The 22490-nt window shown below is 35.5% G+C and carries 21 protein-coding genes; 6 read left to right on the top strand and 15 right to left on the bottom strand.

Annotated elements, in window-relative coordinates; all coding sequences use genetic code 11:
• Positions 1–28 precede the first annotated feature (28 nt).
• Complete coding sequence (gene citZ, locus TX86_RS00845; protein WP_042345390.1) at positions 29–1144, bottom strand: citrate synthase; 1116 nt, start codon at positions 1142–1144, stop codon at positions 29–31.
• Positions 1145–1777: 633 nt separating this feature from the next.
• Complete coding sequence (locus TX86_RS00840; RefSeq protein WP_042345387.1) at positions 1778–2245, bottom strand: DUF441 domain-containing protein; 468 nt, start codon at positions 2243–2245, stop codon at positions 1778–1780.
• A gap of 196 nt (positions 2246–2441) precedes the next feature.
• Between TX86_RS00840 and ytvI the strand changes: the two genes are divergently transcribed.
• Positions 2442–3563 (top strand): sporulation integral membrane protein YtvI, encoded by a 1122-nt coding sequence (ytvI, locus tag TX86_RS00835; RefSeq protein WP_042345385.1) that lies wholly within the window; start codon positions 2442–2444, stop codon positions 3561–3563.
• 90 nt (positions 3564–3653) lie between these two features.
• Here the strand turns inward: ytvI and TX86_RS00830 are convergent, their stop codons facing one another.
• The 8 genes from TX86_RS00830 to dnaE all read right to left on the bottom strand — a co-directional run bounded on the left by TX86_RS00830 (position 3654) and on the right by dnaE (position 14764).
• Positions 3654–4040 (bottom strand): FxsA family protein, encoded by a 387-nt coding sequence (locus tag TX86_RS00830; RefSeq protein ID WP_042345384.1) that lies wholly within the window; start codon positions 4038–4040, stop codon positions 3654–3656.
• Between the two features lie 150 nt (positions 4041–4190).
• Complete coding sequence (gene pyk, locus TX86_RS00825) at positions 4191–5951, bottom strand: pyruvate kinase (protein WP_042345383.1); 1761 nt, start codon at positions 5949–5951, stop codon at positions 4191–4193.
• Positions 5952–6001: 50 nt separating this feature from the next.
• Entirely contained in the window at positions 6002–6961 is a 960-nt protein-coding gene (gene pfkA, locus TX86_RS00820; RefSeq protein ID WP_042345381.1) for a 6-phosphofructokinase, read from the bottom strand.
• A gap of 513 nt (positions 6962–7474) precedes the next feature.
• Positions 7475–8452, bottom strand: a complete 978-nt coding sequence (gene accA, locus TX86_RS00815) for an acetyl-CoA carboxylase carboxyl transferase subunit alpha (protein WP_042345379.1) — start codon at positions 8450–8452, stop codon at positions 7475–7477.
• Positions 8437–9321 carry an acetyl-CoA carboxylase, carboxyltransferase subunit beta gene (gene accD, locus TX86_RS00810; RefSeq protein ID WP_042345377.1) on the bottom strand — a complete coding sequence of 295 codons (885 nt, stop codon included), beginning with the start codon at positions 9319–9321 and terminating at the stop codon, positions 8437–8439. The genes accA and accD overlap by 16 nt, the downstream gene beginning before the upstream one ends.
• 94 nt (positions 9322–9415) lie before the next feature.
• Complete coding sequence (locus TX86_RS00805) at positions 9416–10048, bottom strand: FadR/GntR family transcriptional regulator (RefSeq protein WP_081707517.1); 633 nt, start codon at positions 10046–10048, stop codon at positions 9416–9418.
• A gap of 10 nt (positions 10049–10058) precedes the next feature.
• On the bottom strand, positions 10059–11291 hold the full coding sequence (gene ystJ / locus TX86_RS00800) for an NADP-dependent malic enzyme (protein ID WP_042345375.1): 1233 nt from the start codon (positions 11289–11291) through the stop codon (positions 10059–10061).
• A 125-nt stretch (positions 11292–11416) separates the two neighbouring features.
• The gene (gene dnaE, locus TX86_RS00795; protein WP_042345373.1) at positions 11417–14764 is read right to left on the bottom strand and encodes a DNA polymerase III subunit alpha; all 3348 of its coding nucleotides are present in this window, start codon (positions 14762–14764) and stop codon (positions 11417–11419) included.
• A 304-nt stretch (positions 14765–15068) separates the two neighbouring features.
• Between dnaE and ytrH the strand changes: the two genes are divergently transcribed.
• Both ytrH and ytrI read left to right on the top strand, forming a co-directional pair.
• The gene (gene ytrH, locus TX86_RS00790; protein WP_042345370.1) at positions 15069–15404 is read left to right on the top strand and encodes a sporulation membrane protein YtrH; all 336 of its coding nucleotides are present in this window, start codon (positions 15069–15071) and stop codon (positions 15402–15404) included.
• On the top strand, positions 15401–15901 hold the full coding sequence (gene ytrI / locus TX86_RS00785; RefSeq protein WP_042345369.1) for a sporulation membrane protein YtrI: 501 nt from the start codon (positions 15401–15403) through the stop codon (positions 15899–15901). The genes ytrH and ytrI overlap by 4 nt, the downstream gene beginning before the upstream one ends.
• A gap of 504 nt (positions 15902–16405) precedes the next feature.
• Here ytrI and TX86_RS00780 read toward each other — a convergent pair.
• Positions 16406–17350, bottom strand: coding sequence for a DHH family phosphoesterase (locus TX86_RS00780; RefSeq protein ID WP_042345367.1), 945 nt, complete (start codon positions 17348–17350; stop codon positions 16406–16408).
• A gap of 141 nt (positions 17351–17491) precedes the next feature.
• Here TX86_RS00780 and TX86_RS00775 point away from each other — a divergent pair, with 141 nt between their 5' ends.
• A complete protein-coding gene (locus TX86_RS00775) occupies positions 17492–17788 on the top strand; it encodes a YtpI family protein (protein ID WP_042345365.1) in 297 nt (98 codons plus the stop codon).
• 97 nt (positions 17789–17885) lie between these two features.
• On the opposite strand, the gene TX86_RS00770 is transcribed toward TX86_RS00775, so the two are convergent.
• The 3 genes from TX86_RS00770 to TX86_RS00760 all read right to left on the bottom strand — a co-directional run bounded on the left by TX86_RS00770 (position 17886) and on the right by TX86_RS00760 (position 20445).
• Positions 17886–19205 carry a CBS domain-containing protein gene (locus TX86_RS00770; protein WP_042345364.1) on the bottom strand — a complete coding sequence of 440 codons (1320 nt, stop codon included), beginning with the start codon at positions 19203–19205 and terminating at the stop codon, positions 17886–17888.
• Between the two features lie 69 nt (positions 19206–19274).
• Positions 19275–19514: a hypothetical protein gene (locus TX86_RS00765; RefSeq protein ID WP_042345362.1), complete on the bottom strand. Its 240-nt coding sequence runs from the start codon at positions 19512–19514 to the stop codon at positions 19275–19277.
• A gap of 250 nt (positions 19515–19764) precedes the next feature.
• Positions 19765–20445, bottom strand: a complete 681-nt coding sequence (locus TX86_RS00760; protein WP_042345361.1) for a metal-dependent hydrolase — start codon at positions 20443–20445, stop codon at positions 19765–19767.
• A gap of 132 nt (positions 20446–20577) precedes the next feature.
• Here TX86_RS00760 and TX86_RS00755 point away from each other — a divergent pair, with 132 nt between their 5' ends.
• On the top strand, positions 20578–21675 hold the full coding sequence (locus TX86_RS00755) for a M24 family metallopeptidase (protein ID WP_042345360.1): 1098 nt from the start codon (positions 20578–20580) through the stop codon (positions 21673–21675).
• A gap of 80 nt (positions 21676–21755) precedes the next feature.
• Here the strand turns inward: TX86_RS00755 and TX86_RS27365 are convergent, their stop codons facing one another.
• On the bottom strand, positions 21756–21890 hold the full coding sequence (locus TX86_RS27365) for a hypothetical protein (RefSeq protein WP_268258238.1): 135 nt from the start codon (positions 21888–21890) through the stop codon (positions 21756–21758).
• Between the two features lie 135 nt (positions 21891–22025).
• Between TX86_RS27365 and TX86_RS00750 the strand changes: the two genes are divergently transcribed.
• On the top strand, positions 22026–22475 hold the full coding sequence (locus TX86_RS00750; RefSeq protein WP_042345358.1) for a universal stress protein: 450 nt from the start codon (positions 22026–22028) through the stop codon (positions 22473–22475).
• Positions 22476–22490 lie beyond the last annotated feature (15 nt).

The following is a 22490-nucleotide window of genomic DNA, read 5'->3' as shown; positions in this document are numbered from 1 at the left end:
ATACACATTTAATTGAGAATAATATAGTTTATCTTTCGTTAATTGGTACGTAAGTTTGCATTCCTGGACCTGTATACTCCGCACGAGGACGAATTAAACGGTTATTTTCATATTGCTCAAGAATATGCGCTAACCAACCAGAAGTACGACTTACAGCAAATATAGGTGTAAATAAATCATGATCAATACCTAAGCTATGATAAACTGATGCTGAATAGAAATCTACGTTTGGTGGTAACGGCTTCTTAGCAGTAACAAGCTCCTCAACTTTAACCGACATTTCATAATATTCTGATTGACCAGTTAAAGCAGTAAGCTTTTTCGACATTTCTTTAAGGTGTTTTGCACGTGGGTCACCATTTCTATACACACGATGTCCAAATCCCATAATTTTTTCTTTATTATCTAGTTTGTTTGTAATATATGGTTCTACATTTTCTAAAGATCCAATTTCAGTAAGCATTTTCATTACAGCTTCGTTAGCACCACCATGAAGAGGTCCTTTTAAAGCTCCAATCGCAGCAGTTACTCCTGAATATACATCAGATAAAGTAGCCACACAAACACGTGCAGTGAAAGTTGAAGCGTTCAATTCATGATCCGCATGAAGCACAAGAGCTTTATTGAAAGCTTCTATCTCTACAGGGGATGGCTCTTTTCCACTTAACATATATAAAAAATTAGCTGCAAAACTTAAATCCTTACGTGGTGAAACAGGTTCTAAACCTTTTCTAATTCTTGAAAAAGCAGTTACAACAGCTGGAATTTTTGCTTGAAGACGAATTGCTTTACGGTAATTAGCTGATGTTTCCATTACTTCAGCTTCATCGTCATAAAGTCCTAATAAAGAAATTGCTGAACGTAAAGCTGCCATTGGATGTACGTTTTTAATATCATACATTTTGAAATGTGCTAAAACTTCTTTCGGCAATGCCATATTATTAGCTAATTGAAGCGTCAATTCTTGTAACTCTACTTCGTTTGGCAATCTACGGTGCCATAATAAATAGATTACTTCCTCAAATGATGCATTAACCGCTAAATCATCAATATTATAGCCAGCATATGTTAGCGTATCATCAATAATTGAACTAATTGATGAAGTTGTAGCAACAATCCCCTCGAGCCCTCTAGTTACTGTCATACAGAATCTCTCCTTTTCTATTAATTCCCCTTTTACCCATAAAAAAATAAATATGCCAGTATGACATAATGGACCAATAATGGATAAGAATCTGTCCAATTATGTACAAAATACCCGGAAGTAATTTACTTCCGAACAAAAAAAATACGAAACCTCTTCAATTTTGTTATTATGCTATTCTCTAATGACTTTCCCTATTTTATATGTTTAAAAACATAGTAAACTGAACGAATGTTCAACCTAAAATAAAAGTTCACCTTTTTGTCAACAAGAAATAATATTCAAAAAATTAATAACAGTTAAAAAGATTCCGCTTTCATATCTCATTATAAACAAAAAATAGGTATTTGGAAATTAAAAGCTCATAAATTATTCAAATTTAATAATTTTTTTGAAAAATATATGCTTTTTAAACACTATAACAAAATAATAGACAATCAATCAAATATTTACACTCAATAAATATAAAATTCCATATACACCTTGATAATCCAATAAAAAAAGAAGTGCTATCCTTCCTCAACAGATAGATAACACTTCAAAAAAACGCAATTGTAATATAACAATGTTTTTTTGTTATATAATAATTATTCATCAAGTATGCAATTGTAGGTAGCGCAATGCAATTTAGCATTATTGAAATAAATCAAAAAACCTCATTGCTATATAAGCTATACCTGCTCCAATTAACGGTCCTACTGCAACACCATTAAAAAGGGCAACCGCAAGGACTGTTCCAAACACTAAAGCAGCGGTTATATGTGGATCAGATGCTAAAAGTGTTACACCATTCTTTGCAATGATAGCAACAGCAATACCTGAAGCTAAAGCAATCCATGCGTATGGCGATTTTAAAGCTTCTCCTAATTCCTTAAATCCAATTGCACCTGTAGCAATCGGAACTAAGACAGCAATAGTAATTATGGTAATTCCAATATTTATACCTTTTGTTTGCAGAATCGGAAATATTTTATCTCCTAACCCCATAACCTTTATAATAAGCAGAAATCCCACAGCAACTATTAGTGAACTATTTTTCGCAAAAATCCCCACTATGAGCAATAGTAATAAAAATAATAACGAAGATGTCAAAAATATCATCCTTTTCTAAAGTTACAACTATAGAAGCAACTAAAAACATTTTACTTATCTAATCATTTGTAAACTTTTTCTATATAATTTTATATATAAATGTTAATAACTAATATTTGGTTTATTAACCAATATATGAAACTAGGTAAATCAATATTACGTATATGTATGATACGTATTATTTCAATAAGGAGGCAGGTTTAAAGTGAATCCAGTTTACATTTATAGATTTGTTCGATTATTTATCGTTGTCGCCATCACGACTGTCTGCGCTCTAACATTTGTTTATACCGCTAAATATACATACCCTTTCATAATTGGGTTTGCTATTGCATTTATGATTAATCCCATCGTTAACATCCTACAGAATAAAACCAAAATACCACGTTCAATAGCTGTCATCATTACATTAATAGCAATTGTTTCTTTATTTGCTGGCATCATTACATTACTCATTGCTGAAATTGTATCGGGAGCAAATTACTTAAGTAACAACATCCCTAAACAACTCAATCTTTTAGTATCATTTGGTGAAGATTTTTTCGAGCAGACTATCTTACCACTTTATGAAAAAGTTACATCTATGTTTAATGACTTAGGCTCTGGACAACAACAATCCATCATTGAAAATATTCAAAATGCAGGAAAAACAATCGCAAAAACTGTAGGAGACTTCATTCAAGATTTTTTTCAAAAAATCCCCGTCTTTATCAGTTGGTTTCCTAATGCTGCATCTGTTCTTATTTTCTCCACATTAGCTACTTTTTTTATAAGTAATGATTGGTATCGATTCCAAGGTTATGTGCAACGACTTGTTCCCAAAAAAATAAAAGAAAGCACAGGTACTGTGTTTTCTGATTTAAAGAAAGCATTGTTTGGCTTTATCAAAGCACAATTTACACTCATTTCATTTACAACCCTCATTGTATTAATTGGTTTATTAATACTGAGAGTTGACTATGCTATCACAATAGCATTTGTTACAGGAATCGTAGATATAATACCTTATTTAGGGACAGGTACTGTGTTTGTTCCTTGGATTATCTATGAAATAATAGTCGGTAATATAAGTCTAGCAATCGGTCTTGGAATTCTTTACATCATTGTGATTATCCAAAGACAAGTGATGGAGCCTAAAGTTCTATCATCTAGTATCGGACTAGATCCACTTGCAACACTCGTTGCACTATTTGCTGGCTTTAAACTCATTGGTTTCTTTGGATTAATTGCGGGACCAGTTGTCCTTGTCATAATCAATACATTACATAGAAGTAATGTATTCAAAGATATTTGGATGTTTATTAAGGGAAAAGAAAACTTTAATTAAAAGAATAACAAGTTTCATTTAAAACAGGACTGAAAAACATAAAAGGCGCCTTGTAGGTGAATACAATTCACTTACAAGACAGCCTCCTGATTATCTAATAATTGTAACTGTATTTCTATCAATCCATTTTGTAAACATTTTCTTCAAACCAGGCTTTATCATTTTACGAGTAGGAGGCAAAAGTAACAGAAAACCAAATAAATCAGATAAAAAACCTGGGGCTAATAAGAAACAACCACCTACAAGAACACAAACACCATCAATCATTTCTTCCCCCGGCATAATCCCTCTACTTAACTGTTCTTGAACTTTTTTTACAGTCATTAATCCTTGATACTTTGCAAGATAAGCTCCACCAATACCAGTCGCAATAATTAACAAAATAGTCGGTATTAAACCAAATGTTTTTCCAGACCAAATCAATACGCCGATTTCGAGAGCAGGAACAACAATTAGTAATAATAAAAACAATCTCATATTCATACACCCCCTGCACATTATTAATTATACACTGTCAAAGATTTTATCTATGAAAGAAAAGTGTGCAATAATTGCATATGAATTTCTTCCTAATATATTTATTTTAAAAAAAGAAGGCAAAAATGCCTTCTTTTTTTATTTTTACTATTAAAGGATGCTTGATTTACCGTCGTTGATAATACCACGTTGAGCATCGATTGTTACAATTTGTCCTTCTTCAAGAACTGTTAGTGCATCATCAGCACCAACAATTACAGGAATTCCAAGGTTAACACCAACAACAGCCGCATGGCTAGTTAATCCACCTTCAACTGTAATAAGTGCTGCACATTTTTCGATTGCAGGCATCATTTCTTTATCAGAACCGATTGTTACAAGAACACAGCCTTCTTCAACTTTAGCATTAGCTTCAGCAGCATTTTTAGCAATAACTACTTTACCAGTAGCTTTCTTTCTACCAATACCTTGAGCTTTAAGAAGTGTTTTACCGATCATGTGAATCTTCATCATGTTAGTAGTACCTGTTTCAGCAACTGGCACACCAGCAGTAATTACTACAAGGTCACCGTATTGAACAAGACCTGAGTTTACACTTTGTTGAACAGCATTTTCTAACATTTCATCCGTAGAATTTGTTTTAGGACCAACCATAGCTGTTACACCCCAAACTAACGCTAAGCGACGAACAACTTGATCGTTAGAAGTGATTGCAACGATTGGTGCTTGTGGTCTGTAACGTGAAATCATACGAGCTGTATGACCACTTTCAGTTGGAGTAATGATTGCACTTGCATTAAGGTTTAATGTTGTATGAGCAACCGATTGTCCAATTGCATCAGTAATATTGTGCTCGCTATCTTTACTACGCTTAGAAAGTAATTCTTTATGGTTTAATGCTGATTCAGCGCGTGATGCGATATTGTGCATTGTTTGAACAGCTTCAACTGGGTAAGAACCTGCAGCTGTTTCACCAGATAGCATAATTGCGTCAGTGCCATCAAAGATTGCATTCGCAACGTCAGAAGCTTCTGCACGAGTTGGACGTGGGTTACGTTGCATTGAATCAAGCATTTGAGTAGCTGTAATAACTGGCTTTCCAAGAGCGTTACATTTTTTAATTAATTGTTTTTGTACTAATGGTACTTCTTCAGCTGGAATTTCTACACCTAAATCTCCACGAGCAACCATTAAACCTTGAGAAACTTCAAGAATATCGTCAATGTTATCTACGCCTTCTTGGTTCTCGATTTTTGGAATAATGTTGATGTGTTTACCACCATTGTTATCAAGTAACTCACGGCATTCTAATACATCAGAAGCACGACGTACGAAAGATGCAGCTACAAAGTCAACGTTTTGTTCGATACCGAAAAGAATATCTTGAGTATCTTTTTCAGTAATACCTGGTAAGTTAACAGATACGCCTGGAACGTTAACACCTTTTTTATTTTTTAAAGTTCCGTCATTCAATACTACTGTATGAATTTCGCCGTTTTCTTTATCTAGTTTCGTAACTTCAAGACCAACTAATCCATCATCTAATAGGATTCTTGAACCTACTGTTACATCATTAATTAATTCTGGATAAGTAATAGAGAATTTTTCAGCTGTTCCTAATACTTCTTTTGTAGAAATGATGATGTTCGCACCAGTTTTTAATTCAACTGCACCATTTTCCATATCATTCGTACGGATTTCAGGACCTTTAGTATCTAAAAGGATTGCAACTTGCTTTCCTGTGTGTTTAGAAGCTTCGCGAATTGTTTTAATTCTAGCAGCATGTTCTTCGTGACTTCCGTGTGAGAAGTTTAAACGACATACATTCATGCCAGCTTCCATTAAGTCACAAAGTTTTTCAAATGATTCACTTGCAGGACCAATCGTACATACAATTTTCGTTTTGCGCATTTGGCTAAATAGCCTCCTTTAATGTTGTAAAAAAATATCTTGCACTAAAATTAAATAGATAATTCTTGTGATAATTTGTACATATCCATATTAATTTGGTGTTTTCTTGCTAATGCTTCAATAATATCATAATCAACTAATTGATTCTTCTCAATACCAACAGCACGTCCACCTTTACCTTCAAGAAGCAATTCAACCGCATATGCTCCAAGACGGCTAGCTAGTACACGGTCTACAGCTGTCGGAGAACCACCACGTTGCACGTGTCCAAGAACTGTTACACGCGTATCTAAATTCGTCATTTCTTCGATTTGCTTACCGATTTCAACGCCGCTTCCTACACCTTCAGCTACGATGATAATGCTGTGCTTCTTACCACGCTCGTGACCTCTTTGTAGTTTTTGAACGATATCGTTAATATCATAGTCCGCTTCTGGAATTAGAATACTTTCTGCACCACCTGCAAGACCTGCCCACAATGCGATATCTCCAGCGTTTCTACCCATTACTTCAACTACATATGTTCTTTCGTGAGATGTTGCAGTATCACGAATTTTATCAATAGCGTCAATTACTGTATTTAAAGCCGTATCGAATCCAATTGTAAATTCAGTTCCAGGAATATCGTTATCAATTGTTCCAGGAACACCGATGCATGGGAAGCCATGTTCTGTAAGTGCTTTAGCACCCATGTAAGAACCATCTCCACCAATTACAACTAATCCATCAATGCCATGTTTCTTTAATTGCTCAATTCCTTGCAGTTGTCCTTCTTTTGTTTTAAATTCCAAACAACGTGCAGAGAAAAGCATTGTCCCACCGCGTTGAACGATATCACCAACAGAGCCAAGCTCTAGTTTCTTAATTGATCCATTCATTAAGCCTTGATATCCTTGATAAATACCATATACTTCTATGTTATGGTAGATTGCTTTACGTACAACAGCACGTACGGCTGCGTTCATTCCTGGTGCATCTCCACCACTTGTTAAAACACCTATTCTTTTCAAAATCTTCACCTCTGTAATTTATTCAACTTTTTTAGGAATAAATGGACAAAATGTAAATCATGTGATTTTGCTATGTATGACTTGAACTATTCCAATCATCCTATCTTCGTAATGACAAAAAACATGATACTAATCAAATTTATCATTTGTCACATAACGAAAATTTATGAAAGCTCTTTAAAAAATTCCTTACTTAAGCGAGAGAATCTTTTACTAATAAGGTACATTCTCTTACTAGCTATACATTCTAAATGACTTTTCGCTTTTCGTAAACCCTGTATGTGAATGAATTAACAATATTTAAATTTTCTTAATTCTACTGTTCATTATTTTTTAATTATATTTGTAATAAATGTCTAGATTCCCACTGTAAGCGTAACCAGAGTGCGTTTTTTCAAAATATTATCAATACAATCACTAATGGGAAAAATCACAGATTACAACAATAAATCCCACAGAAATTTTAAAATTTTCTGTGGGATTTGGCATATTTAGAGCGTTGAACAAACTTTATTATTTCACCTCAGAATAAGGCTTAGAAACAGAGAACTGTCCAATATTTCTAAATTTATCATATCTTTCTTGTATTAATTCTGCCTGTTCTTTTTGTAATAATTCCATTAAGTTTGAGTAAAGTACTTCATCAATCAACGCTGCCTGTTCTTCTACATTGCGATGAGCTCCGCCTTTAACTTCCTTGACCACTTTATCTGCAACGCCCACACTCTTAATATCTGGCGCTGTTATTTTCATACTTTCTGCAGCTTTCTTAGAAAGACTAGCATCTTTCCATAGAATTGTGGCAGCACCTTCTGGCGTAATAACCGAGTAAATGGAGTTTTCAAGCATAATAATACGGTCACCAACACCTAATGCAAGTGCTCCACCACTACCGCCTTCTCCAATTACCATTGTAATAATGGGTACATTTAAGCTAGCCATCTCAAATAAATTTCTTGCGATTGCTTCACTCTGTCCTCGCTCTTCAGCAGCTTTCCCTGGATACGCACCTTTTGTATCAATAAAACATATAATTGGTCGGTTAAATTTCTCAGCTTGCTTCATTAAACGAAGTGCTTTACGATATCCTTCAGGATGTGGCATACCAAAATTTCTACGAATATTTTCCTTTGTATCACGCCCACGTTGATGACCTATCACTGTTACTGGCAACCCTCTATAGAAAGCTACTCCCCCAACAATAGCTGCGTCATCACTAAAGCAGCGATCACCATGGCATTCAAAGAAATCTGTAAACAAATGAGAGATATATTCAAGGGTTGTAGGTCTAGAGGGAAATCTAGCAATTTGGACACGGTCCCACGGCTTGATATTTGCATAAACATCATTTTCAAGCTTTTCTAGTCTTTTCTCCAGTTTCTCAATTTCAAAAGATAAATCTACATCTGCTTCTTGTGTAATCTTTTTTAGTTCGTCTATTTTTCTACGCAAATCCATTACTGGACGCTCGAATTCTAGTTCTCCAACCATTGTAATTCACCACCTGGCTGATGTATTTTCAGAACAAACGCTAATTTCCCTTTCATTTCCAAGCGTGGAATCACAGCATCTAGCTGACCATGTTTTAAAACAAATTCAGCAGTTTGAAAATCTTCAGGAAGCTTCTCACCGATGGTTTGCTCAATGACACTTCTGCCAGCAAATCCAATTAACGCTTGTGGCTCTGCAAAGTTATAGTCTCCTAGAGAAGCAAAACTTGCAGACACTCCTCCTGTCGTCGGATGTGTCATTACAGAAATGAATAAACCACCCTCATCACTGAAATGCTTAAGCGCCACACTTGTTTTAGCCATTTGCATTAAGCTCAATATACCTTCTTGCATTCTCGCTCCACCAGAAGCTGTAAAAATAATAAACGGTACTTTTTTCGAGCGCGCCTGCTCAACTGCACGTGTAATTTTCTCACCAACAACAGAACCCATGCTGGCCATACGGAAATTAGCATCCATTACAGCAATAACAACATTAATACCTTCTATTGCACCCTCACCAGTTACAATAGCTTCGTTCATCTTCGTCTTCTTACGATCACCTTCTAGTTTCTTTTCGTAATCAGGGAATTGAAGAGGATTATCAGATATTAAATCAGCATCATATTCAACAAACGTACCATGATCCAACGTACACTCTATTCTTTCGTAAGCATTTAGTCGATGGTGATATCCACAATGTGAACAAACCTTTTCATTTTTGGCTAAGTCTTTTGTATACATGATTTTTTTACATTCTGGACACTTTGTCATAATCCCTTCCGGAACATCTTGTAGACTTCGTTCAGAAGGAATTGTGGCATATTTCTTTTTCTTATTTTTCGGCTTCGAAAATAGCTCTTTAAACAAGAGGATTCCCCCTTTTGTTGTAAATCAACTTACTATAGCATTACGCATGTCCTATATTTTACAGGAAACATTCGGAGAAAATTGCAAAAATATGTCAATCACTTCTCGACATATTTCTTAAATCATTAACATATATGTGTACAACTTTTTGTTCGTTACGTTGTTTAATATTTTTCAGCAACAATAAATAAGGTTCTTTTGTAGTAACTTGAGTGGTAGGAGAAACTGATTTCTCATAGCTTCCAAGTGCCATCCAAATTCGTGCCATAAGACGATTGTCATGTACGGAAGCTATTTGTTGAAAAAAATCGAAATCATCAAATTCATGATTGCTCACCCATTGAATGATTGATTCAATTTCACTGTTTGAAGCATCCTTAATAGCAAGCTGCAAACAGTTCAATTCAATACAATGTTTTGTCTCTGTTAGCTTCTCTTTTGTTTTATCTTCTTTTAAAAAGAATCCACCTAATATTTCTACTAGCTTATGATCTTGAAAGTCTTTTACAAAAGTCCCTTCTCCTCTTTTCGTTTCAATCAAACCGAGAAGTTCCAATGCACGCAAAGCTTCCCTAACAGAAGAGCGTCCTGCTTGCAGACGCTCTGATAATTCTCGTTCAGACGGTATTTTATCTCCTGGTCGAAGACCGTCTTCTTCTATCATATTTTTCAGTTGTTCTACGATGTCTAAATATACTTTAGAAGAGGATTTACAAGTTTTTCCCACTCAAATTTCACTACTTTCCAATAATTGCGAGTTCCGCTGTTTTCGCTTTTACATCTTGTGGGTCCACCTTAATTCTTGCCACACCTGTTTCCATAGCTGCTTTCGCAACCGCAGCTGCAACTTCTGGTGCAACACGAGGGTCAAAAGGTCCCGGAATGACATAATCCGTACTTAATTCATCTGGATTTACCAAACTAGCAATTGCTTCTACAGCGGCCATCTTCATTTTTTCATTAATATGCGTTGCTCGAACGTCAAGAGCTCCACGGAAAATACCTGGGAACGCTAATACATTATTTACTTGGTTAGGGAAATCAGATCTTCCTGTCCCAACAACAAGTGCACCAGCTTCTTTTGCTTCATTTGGCATAATTTCAGGAGTTGGATTCGCCATAGCAAAAATAATTGGATTATCATTCATGCTACGAACGTTATCTGGTGTTAATCCACCTGCTACTGATACACCAATAAAAACATCAGCACCCTTTATTACTTCACTTAGACTACCAGTCAATTTATTACGATTAGTAATCTTTGAAATTTTTTCTTTTATTTCGTTCATACCTTCTTTGCGACCCTCATAAATAGCCCCTTTAGAATCGCACATAATAACATCACGTACACCATACGTGAATAATAATTTGATAATAGCAATACCTGCAGCTCCTGCACCATTAGCGACAATTTTCACTTCTGATAGTGATTTACCTGCAAGTTTTAAAGCATTCAATAAGCCAGCAACTGTTACAATTGCAGTCCCATGTTGATCATCATGAAAAACTGGAATATTTGTTTCCTTCTTTAAACGTTCTTCAATCGCAAAGCAGTTAGGCGCTGCGATATCTTCTAAGTTTACGCCACCAAAATTCGGCTCTAACAATTTAACTGTTTCAACAATCTTATCGATATCTGTTGAACTTAAACAAATTGGGAATGCATCAACACCAGCAAAGCTTTTAAATAACACAGCTTTACCTTCCATTACTGGTAAAGCTGCTTCAGGACCTATATTCCCTAATCCTAGAACTGCTGTTCCATCAGATACTACTGCTACAGTATTCCCTTTCATCGTGTACTCATACACCGTTTCAGGCTTATCGTAAATTTCTTTACAAGGCTCTGCTACCCCTGGTGAATAAGCTAAGCTTAAATCTTCTGCATTTCTTACTGGAACTTTTGAAACTGTTTCTAATTTGCCTTTGTTTATACTGTGTATATGTAAAGCCTGTTCTCTTAAAGTCATTGAATCTCACTCCTTATTATTTACAAAAGGGAAACCAAATCTATACCATCCTTATAGAAACCATTAAGTGGTCAGACCACGTTTCAATATATTTCACTATAACATATCTTCAAAAGATGTAAAGATTAAATCTTTTTCATTATGACATTTTTTTCCCCTATTAGTCTATTTAGCTGCATTATTAAAGAATCTGCTGGTTTAACCCAATCCCACATCGATAGTAACATTGTTCTATTTTCTTTTTCAAAATATAACATCACTCTTGTAGAACCTTTATATTTCTTCAACGTATTTTTTATAGCTAATAAATGCTCTTTTGTATGTTTGCTAGCTACTACTTTTATATAAAGTGTCTCTACAGTAGTTTCTTTCATTTCTTGTAGATACTCTACAGAAAATACGTCTTGAACAACAAATTGTTGCTTACCATTTCGTGACTCTACTGCCCCATGCATCATTACAATATGGTTCTTTTGTATGAGCTGAGCATATTTTTTATAAACAAGCGGAAATACAACTGCTTCCATCTCATCAATTTCATCTGTAATTGTTAAAAAAGCCATAACCTCTCCTTTTTTTGTACGGATGGTTTTTTCCTCTGTTATATAGACTCCGACCGCATATTTAGATTCTTTCCCACGCTTTACTTGCGACAACATTTGAGCACCGAAGTAATTGAACAAATAACTGTATGTAGCTACTGGATGATCTGACAAATAAAGTCCTAAAACTTCTTTCTCAAACAATAATTTAGTCTCTATTGGCATGGGCTCCACTTCTACATACTTTGGTTTTAAATTAAATTCTGAATCTAAAAACAGGTCCAAGCCCGCACCATCTCCAGCCACTAAATCAGCATGATCCAACGCAACATCTAGACTTGCTAATAACGTTGCACGATCCTCTCCCCATTCATCAAAAGCACCCGCGTGGATTAAAGCCTCAAGAACTTTACGATTCACCGCTTTTGAAGAAACACGCATACAAAAGTCAAAAAGATCACTAAATTTCTTGTCTCTTCGTGCCTGCAATATATCTCGAACAGCCGTTCCACCGACACCTTTAATAGCCGCTAAACTATAGCGAATTCCATCAACCTCGGAAATGAAAGCGTATTCACTCTTATTAATAGAAGGAACTAGTAATAAAAGGTCCATTTTTTTAAATTCTCTAGCGTACTGTGCGATTTTACTATCATTTCCGATTGCACTACTCATCAAGGATGCCATAAAGAATTGTGGATAATGAGCTTTTAAATAAGCTAGCTGATAAGCAATATAACTGTAGGCTGCAGCATGACTCAAGTTAAAGCCGTAATTAGCAAACTTCACAATATAATCGTAAATTTGCTCTGCTATGTCTTGTGGATATCCTTGCTTTAAACTTCCCTGTACGAAATAATACCTTTGCTCTTCTAAGACATCCCCTTTCTTCTTCGATACAGCTCGTCGCAATAAGTCCGCTTGACCTAATGAAAAACCAGCAAATTTTGAGGCAATTTGCATTATTTGCTCTTGATAAACAATGATACCATACGTATTTTGCAAAATACTCTGTAAATCTTGATGTAAATATGTTATTTTTTCTTCGCCATGCCTTCTTCGAATATAAGTTGGAATATTTTCCATCGGACCAGGACGATATAAAGCATTAACAGCTACAAGATCTGTAAATTGTTCAGGCTTTAACTGTATGAGTACATTTTGCATACCTTCCGATTCAAACTGGAAAATTCCAGTTGTTTCACCTTTTCCAAGCATTTGAAATGTTTGAGGATCATCCATTGGAATACTCTTAATGTCGAATGACTTTCCGGTTCGCTTTCTAATGGAAGTTAGCACTCTTTCCATTAAGGTCAAGTTTCGCAAACCAAGAAAATCCATTTTCAAGAGTCCAAGCTCTTCCAACGACTCCATTGGAAACTGAGTTAAATGAACATCATTATGTCCTTCTTGAATAGCAATAATTTCTGTTAAAGGTACATCAGATATGATCACTCCCGCTGCATGGGTAGAAGTATGTCGTGGTAACCCTTCTATTTTCATAGCAGTATCAATCAGCTTTTTATTCATTTCATTTTCTTCATAGAATCTTTTCAACGTATGAGATTCTTGGAGTGCTTCCTCAATAGTAATCCCTAACCGATGAGGAACCATTTTCGAGAGAGCATCTAACTCTTTACTGTTTAACCCGAATACTCTTCCTGTATCTCGTAATGACGCTTTCGTTGCAAATGTACCAAACGTAATAATTTGTGCAACATGAACATCCCCATATTTCTTCGCTACATACGCAATCACTTCATCTCTTCGGATATCCGAGAAATCTATATCAATATCTGGCATAGAAATTCGTTCAGGATTTAAAAATCGTTCGAATAGAAGATTATGCTTCATCGGGTCGATATCTGTAATTTGCAATACGTAAGCAACCATTGAGCCTGCTGCTGACCCACGTCCTGGACCAGTTAATATTTTTTGCTGTCTAGCAAACTTCATAAAATCCCATACGATTAAGAAATAATCACTGAAATTCATTTTATTAATAACGGATAATTCATATTGAAGCCTCTTTTGGTATGAGGTTGAAGCATTTGGATATCTCAGCTTGAAACCTTCCAAGCATAATTGCTTAAGCAATTCATTTGCGGGTTGATCCGTTGGGTATTTAGGAAGCAATCTTCTGTGAAACTCAATCATCACATTACATTTTTCTGCAATTTGCACGCTATTTTGTAATGATTGAGGATACTTTTGAAATGCTTCATTCATCTCAGTGATACTCTTAAAATAATGTTCACGTTTTGATTTCGTTTCTTCTTCTGACAATTTCACACCAATCTCTAACGCTCGTAATACATCATAAGCCAGCCCATCACTTTCTTCCATATACATAACAGGATTAGTCGCGACCACTTCTGTTTCTGTTTCATTAGCAAATTGAATGATTTGTTGTAGAGCGATTTCTTCATCAAATTGATTCATATTTTGCAATGATAAATAAAAAGAGTCAGAACCAAATATTTCTTTAAACGTCTGTAATGCGCTCACAGCTTGGTCTTTGTTGCCTTCTCTTATATGTGTTTCAATAATGCCCTCACTACCTGGTGATATCGCAATTATTCCTTCACGATAACCCTTTAACCACCTTAAAGGTAAGCCTTGTTTAGACTTTGTTTGTATACTACTGCTTATTTTTAAAAGATTAGAATAACCTTTTTGATTTTTTGCGAGTAAAAGAAGAGGAAAAGGCTCTTCTTCATGTAACACATCTGTTAACATACCAATTATCGGTTTTATTCCGTTCTTTTTACATGCTTTATAAAAAGGAATGACTCCATACATCACATTTCGATCCGTAAGTGCAAGGCTGTGCATTTTATCAATTTTTGCTCGTTGTACTAATTCTTCAATTTTAACTGTACTTGCAAGCAAACTATAAGACGACTGAACGTGAAGATGCACAAAATCCATACGCTTCCCTCCTGACTAGCTCAATTGGCTCCTTCAAACTGGTACAATATTCCCGATACAAAGCGGAAATATCCAGTACGAACCTGAATAGTTTAACTAATGCTCAGCGGGCAATAAATCGTACCCCTTTGAGCAAAGCCTCACTTTATATAAGCTTTATTATAGTGATTTTTCTTCCAAAAAGAAAATATGTTCTGTATAAGGTAACAAGCATACAAAAACAGCGTTCATCATATACATAGTTGAAGAAAGAATATCGTACAAGCTCTGCATTACATCTACCAAAGGCTAAAGGGTGATCGTCATGAATGAAGCTTTTTTCCCTGTTTTTTTGAACAGTTTTTTCATTGCTTTAGGTGTAATTCTAGGAGGCTCATTAATAGGTGGTGTTTCAGCATTCTTTACGAACCAACCCCCTATTACAGTGGTGAGAGATCTATCAGAAAGTATACGCATATGGGCCATCATTGCCGCAATCGGTGGCACTTTCGATACGGTTTATAGCTTAGAGAGAGGATTACTAAATGGTGAAACAAGAGATATTATTAAGCAAATACTATGGATTATATCAGCTTTTTCTGGAGCACATACAGGATCTGTTATTATTAGCTGGATTACTCAAGGACATATTTCATCATGAAACCGCCCACACTTACCTCTAGAAGAGGCTGGCAACGCTTTATAGCAGGTATAGCGATTGGCGCAATTATCAGTTGGATTTTATATTTTTATATGCATGGTGTTATGCAAGAAAAGCAGATTATGCTTATTGAAGCACAAAAAACAGAAATCGAGGAGTTAAAAACAAAAAATGCCATCTGGGAAAAAGAATATGCAGCGAAAAACGACGAAGCAGAAAAAAAACTAACAATCCAAGAGGTTCAAGTAGCGATTACGAATGGAAATAGTTACAAGCTAAACTTATTATCCATTGTAGAAGCTCAAGAAGAAATTCGCAAAGATTTAAACTCGTTAATAACAAAAGATATTGAAACTGTCTATAAAGGTAAACTACTACTCAAGAAAACGATTGAAAACAAAATCGTTGAAATCAACGATAAAAAATATACGTTCGAAGTTAAAGAAATTTTATTTTACACGAAATTATATATCGAAGTACATGTAAAACGATATTAAGAAATGCGGAATCGACCCATTTAGCTCAGTATGTGCTGGAGCCCGCCGACTGAGATAAAGGAAACACAAAGAGACGTTAGGCGATTCGATGTTAACTTATCGTAGGGAGGTTGGCGAAGCACATATGGAGCTGGGCGCTGGAGCTAGACAATCAGAAAGACCGTCACCGGTCTTTTTTGATTGATGTTTATGCTTCTTGATATACTCCCAATCAAAAAAGAGCTATGCGGCAGAAATAAGACAATCTGTTCTTGAAAACCTGCTCTTGGTTTTCAAAACAGATTGTCTTATTTCTGAGCATAGCAGGTGTAAGGTTGGACATGAAGAAAAGCGGAAGCGACCGTTCTGCTCCGTATGGAGACTGGAGCCCATCGAATGAGATAAAGGAAACACGAAGAGACAATAAGCGATTCAATGTTGACTTATCGTAAGGAGATGGGCGCTGGAGCTAGATAAAAAAACCACACTCGTTTTCAATCGAGTGTGGCAAGTAATTATTCCAATCTATTTCGTATAATCCTGGCATACCTTATCCAGTTCAGCTACTACTTGCTCCGCTTCTTCCCATGTTGAAACCGAAGCTCCTGAAGCCATCGGATGACCTCCGCCATTAAATTTCTTAGCAACCGTATTAATGATTGGTCCCTTTGAACGAAGGCGTACTCGAATTGTATCACCTTCATCAATAAAGAATACCCAAGCTTTAATCCCCTTCACACTTCCTAAATTACTTACTAATAAAGATGCTTGAGATGGCTTGGCATTGTATTTTTCTAATATTTCTTTAGGCAGCACCAATTTTGCTGCTCCAGATGGCAACACTTCAAAATTTTGCATGACATAACCATTTAGGCGAACTACATTTTCATCCAAATCGTACATGCCGTTGTATAACTCAGTTCTAGAGAAATTATAGTGGATTAATTCCCCAGCATACTTAAACGTTTTTTCCGTTGTACTTGGATATAAAAATCTTCCTGTATCTCCAACAATACCAGCATATAATAAACGAGCAGCAGCATCGTTAATAATTAATCCTTGGTCTTTACCCTCTAAATAGAAATCATAAATCATTTCACTTGTTGAACTTGCAGTTGTATCAACCCAAAGAACATCACCATACTGATCATCATTTGGATGATGATCTATTTTAATAATTTTATCAGCTAGCTTATATCGTTGATCACAAATTCTTTCTGCATTTGCCGTATCACAAATAATTGCTAGCGCTCCCGCGTATACTTCATCATCAATCGTATCTAAGCGCTTCAGAAAGTGTAATGACTCCTCTTCCTGCCCGACAACATAAATCTTCTTCTCTGGAAAAGACGCTTTCAAGATTTCCGCTAAACCACATTGAGAACCATAAGCATCAGGATCTGGTCGAACATGACGATGAAGAATAATCGTTTCATATCTCTTAATTATTTCTAGTATTTCCGCTTTCATAAAGAATCCCCTTTCAAATCATTCGTACATTATCTAGTGTTTGTACTTTCAATAAAATGAATGTTTTTCCATAATTGTAGCATTTTTATCCATTTCTAGTTACAATAAGCATGTATAAGATTATAACTGGAGGATTTTACAATGCCTGTTTTGGTCATATTAATTATTATAGCATTAGCTTTTTATGTTTTTTATAAAACAAAATACTTTCGTACAAAATGGCCTATGGAACGAAAATGGTTATCAGCTAAATCTTCTATGGCTTTAGGAGCATTCGTTGCTCTTTTCGGCATAAACCAATTATTTATCTTTCAAACTACTACTACATATATTGTAGCTACCATTTTTATTATCATAGGTGGATTAAGCTTATGGTCTGGAAGTAAAGCCTATAAATTCTTTTTACCACTCGCCATTGAGGAAGCAAGTAATAAATAAAATTCAAAAAGGGGGCTGTGCAGTAGTAATCAACTATCACTATTGCACGCCCCACGTTTTTAGTCATTTATATACCAGTTTTATCTACACAAAACCTTTAACTACGATCTAATAGTTGACACATCATCATTGTCTTGCCAACTAACTTACCTTCATTAAAGACTTCAATATCAACTTTCCCAAACTTCCTACCTACTTCTAGTACCTTAGGAACAATCTCTAATTGACTATCAATCTGTACGGGTTTGATAAAGTAAATCGTCATATTCTCAACTACTAAGTCGCCTCTCTTAAATGAACGAAGAACTCTATTCGCCGCCTCCGTCACAATGGTAGTAAATACCCCGTAAGAAATCGTACCTAAATAATTGGTCATTTGCGGAGTAACTTCACAACGATAAACCTCTTCGCCTTTTCCTTTTCCGCCAATCGCCACTAGTTGTGTAGCAATTACATCATCAATTGTTTCACCCACTTGTGGCTGCCTTTGAATCATTTGCAATGCTTTTAAAACATCTTGACGACTAATAATCCCTTGTAGATTTTGATGATTATCGACTACCGGAAGCATTTCAATGCCTTCCCATACCATCATATGAGCAGATGAAGCTACGCTCGTTTTACCACTTACAGTCATCGGATGCTTTGTCATTACTTTTTCAATCGGCAAATCATGATTTGAACCCATTATATCTTTAGACGTAACCATACCAATAACTTTATTATGCTCATCTACTACTGGGAAACGACTATGGGTTGTTTCTTGATTCAATTCAAACCATTTCGCTACCGTATCACCAGATGTAATAAGAGCTGTCGCATCTACAGGAGTCAAAATATCTTCAACCAGTAAAATTTCTTTCTTAATCAACTGATCGTAAATGGCACGATTAATCATCGTAGCTACTGTAAAAGTATCATAGCTACTAGAAATAATCGGAAGTTGCAATTCGTCAGCTATCTTCTTTACTTGTTCATCCGTATCAAAACCACCGGTAATCAAAACCGCGGCACCTGCTCGTAAGGCAAGCTCATGCGCTTGTGTACGATTCCCGATGATTAGTAAATTTCCTGCGCCTGTATAGCGCATCATCGCCTCAAGTTTCATGGCACCTATGACAAATTTATTCAATGTTTTATGTAGCCCTGCACGTCCACCTAAAACTTGTCCATCTACAATATTTACAACTTCTGCATAAGTAAGTTTTTCAATATTTTCTTTCTTCTTACGTTCAATTCGAATTGTCCCTACTCGCTCAATTGTACTAACATAGCCTTTATTCTCAGCGTCTTTTATTGCTCTATAAGCTGTCCCTTCACTGACAGTTAGTTCTTTTGCAATTTGGCGCACGGAAATCTTTTCGCCAACAGGAAGGTCATCTATGTATTTTAATATCTGTTCATGCTTTGTAGCCAAAGCTCTTCACCCTTTACAAATTGCCTTTTTCTATATTATATAGGTAAAGAGCCCTTATACACAATTATACTATTCATAATCGTGCACTCTTTTCTTTTCTAATTGTCTTTTTCTCATTTTACGAGCACGTTTTCTATTTGGCGTAAATAAAACAGCTGCCATATTCCCCCCCACAGCAAGGAAAGCTAAGAGCAACCAAGAAATAGCAAATAGGCGTTCTTCTAAAGTACCAAAAAAATTCAACTTAGGAATAGCATAGTACAACATCATACCTATCACTAATAAACAAAAAAGCAATCTTTCACGCATAGTACTTCTCCTTTCCCTCATGCTTATTACTACTAATGTATGCAAACTCGGTTCAAAGAAGAAGTGAAAATGAAGACGTATGATAAGTTCTATCACCTATATTTTGTTATATGTACAAAAAGCGCCAAACATAGATACTCTAACAAGTTTATCAGGTTTAGGAAGTTCACGTAATCTCCAGTGAAGAGCTAATAAAGCGTAAAAAGGCGTCTCAAAAGTGATTTGCAATCACTTTTGAGACAGCCGTCTTTTATAAATCTATAGCTTCACCAGGTTGTAGCACTAGTCCAACGCCTTTCGGCAATAATTCAATAAACTTTTGCGGATCTTGTCCAATAACCGGGAACGTATTATAGTGAATTGGTACCACTTGCTTTGGATTTAAAAACTCTACAGCTAAAGCCGCATCTTCAGGCCCCATTGTAAAGTTATCTCCAATCGGAACAAATGCAAGATCAATTGGATGACGTTGACCAATTAACTTCATATCTGAATACAATGCAGTGTCTCCTACATGATAAATCGTCTTTCCTTCTATTGTTAGAAGAATACCAGCAGGTTGTCCTCCATAAACCATTTGCCCATCAATCGTCATCCCAGAACCATGAAAAGCTGGCGTTAGCTTTACCCTACCAAAATCAAAATCATGAGCTCCACCAATACTCATGCCATGTGTATTCTCTACACCTTGCCATCCAAGTATTGTAGCAATTTCAAAGTTGGCTATTACAAGTGAATTATGTTCTTTTGCTAATGTAATCGTATCTCCTACATGATCATCATGCCCATGTGTCAGAATAATCACATCTGGTTTAACATCACTTACTCGTAAGTCTGTTTCACTATTCCCCGTAATAAATGGATCAAAAAGAATAGTTTTATCTCCGGTTTCTACTTTTACAACTGAATGTCCATGAAACGATACTTTCATTATTAAAGTAATCCCCTTTCTACAAAAACATAAAATGGATATATATCCATTTTATAAATATTATAACCGTTTGCAATTCACCTTTTATACTGTTAATCTCAAATATAGATTATTTTTTTAGGAGGAAAGCCCATGAACAATAGATTAGAGCTTTTCAAAAATTGGTTGCAACAAAAAGATATTTCAGCTGCTTTTATTACTTCAACAGAAAATGTTTTTCATTTAAGCGGTTTCTATAGCGACCCCCACGAAAGACTACTATCACTTGCCGTTTTCCCAAATGCTGATCCAATCCTAATCTGTCCTAAGATGGAAGTAGAAGATGCTAAGAAAACTGGCTGGAACTTCGAAATTATTGGCTATACAGATATTGAAAATCCGTGGGAAATGATTAAATCAGCCGTAGAAAAAAGAAATGTACATATTAAAACAGTTGCCATCGAAAAAGAACATATGAATGTAGAACGTTACGAACATATTATGACAAACTTCTCGTCACCTACTCTGGTTTCTGCAGAAGAAAAATTACGTCAGCTTCGTATGATCAAAGATGAGCAAGAATTAGCAATTATTCGTGAAGCATGTCGACTAGCTGATTTTGCTGTACAAGTAGGCGTGAACGAAATTCAAGAAGGCAAAACAGAAATGGATGTTCTTGCTGCCATTGAATATGAATTAAAGAAAAAAGGTATAAACGAAATGGCATTCTCAACGATGGTTCTAACAGGAACAAATGCCGCTTCACCTCATGGTGTACCTGGAAATACAAAGATTCAAAAAGGCGATCTTGTTTTATTTGACTTAGGTGTTGTGTACGAGGGATATTGCTCTGATATTACTAGAACTGTAGCTTACGGCGATATTAACGACAAACAAAAAGAAATTTATGATACAGTTCTACAGGCACAACTAGCTGCCATTGAAGCAAGTAAACCAGGTGCATTATGCTCTGAAATCGATCTTGCTGCGCGTAAATATATAGCTGACAAAGGCTATGGTGAATACTTCCCTCACCGTCTTGGACACGGTCTAGGAATTAGCGTACATGAATATCCTTCATTAACGGAAACAAACGCATTACCGTTACAAGAAGGAATGGTTTACACAATTGAACCAGGAATTTATGTACCAAACGTTGCAGGTGTACGTATTGAAGATGACATCTATGTTACAGCTAATGGCTGTGAAATCTTAACAAAGTTCCCGAAAACACTGCAAATCATTAAATAATTATATCGAAAAACAAAACGACTTCCCTTTAAACATAGAAGTCGTTTTGTTCTTTTATTGCTAACATTATTTTCAAACTTCTATCGTTCTTTTTTTACATTTTTCTTTTTTTCATCACATGATCCTCCACTACAATAAGAATCCATGATTTGTTTCGTTGTATCTTCAATACCTTTTTCGTCATAAATAAATACATTCTTCTTATTCTTTTTCACAGATTTCAGCTCTCCTTCCACATTTTCAAATTTTTAAACCTTTATTTATTCAAAAAATTGTTTATATTTCAATAAATGTCCACAAAATTAGTGTTACAATATTTGTTATAATATAATTATTAGGAGGGATTACTTATGAGTTTAACTTACAAAAAAATTCTTGTAGCAGTTGATGGTTCAAAAGAAGCTGAATGGTCTTTCCAAAAAGCAATCGAAGTTGCAAAACGAAATGACGCAGATTTAGTAATTGCCCATGTAATCGATACTAGAAATTTCGCCACAATTGAAGCATATGATAGAACAATGGCTGAACGTTCTGAATCTTATGCGAAGGAACTTCTAGAAGAATACAAACAACAAGCTGAGCAAGCAGGTGTAAATAAAGTACATATTGAAGTCGAGTACGGCTCTCCAAAAGTAAAAATTCCAAAAGAGCTTGCGAAAAACAATCAAATCGATTTAATCGTATGTGGTGCAACAGGGTTAAATGCTGTAGAACGTTTCCTTATCGGTAGTGTGTCTGAACATATCACTCGTTATGCACCTTGTGACGTATTAGTCGTGAGAACACAAAAGCAAGACTAAACTATATAATAAAAA

The organism is Bacillus massiliigorillae (assembly GCF_000380245.2).
Classification (GTDB): Bacteria; Bacillota; Bacilli; order Bacillales; family DSM-1321; genus Bacillus_AD; species Bacillus_AD massiliigorillae.
Note: the sequence above shows the minus strand (reverse complement) of the source record. Positions and strands in the feature narration are given on the sequence as shown.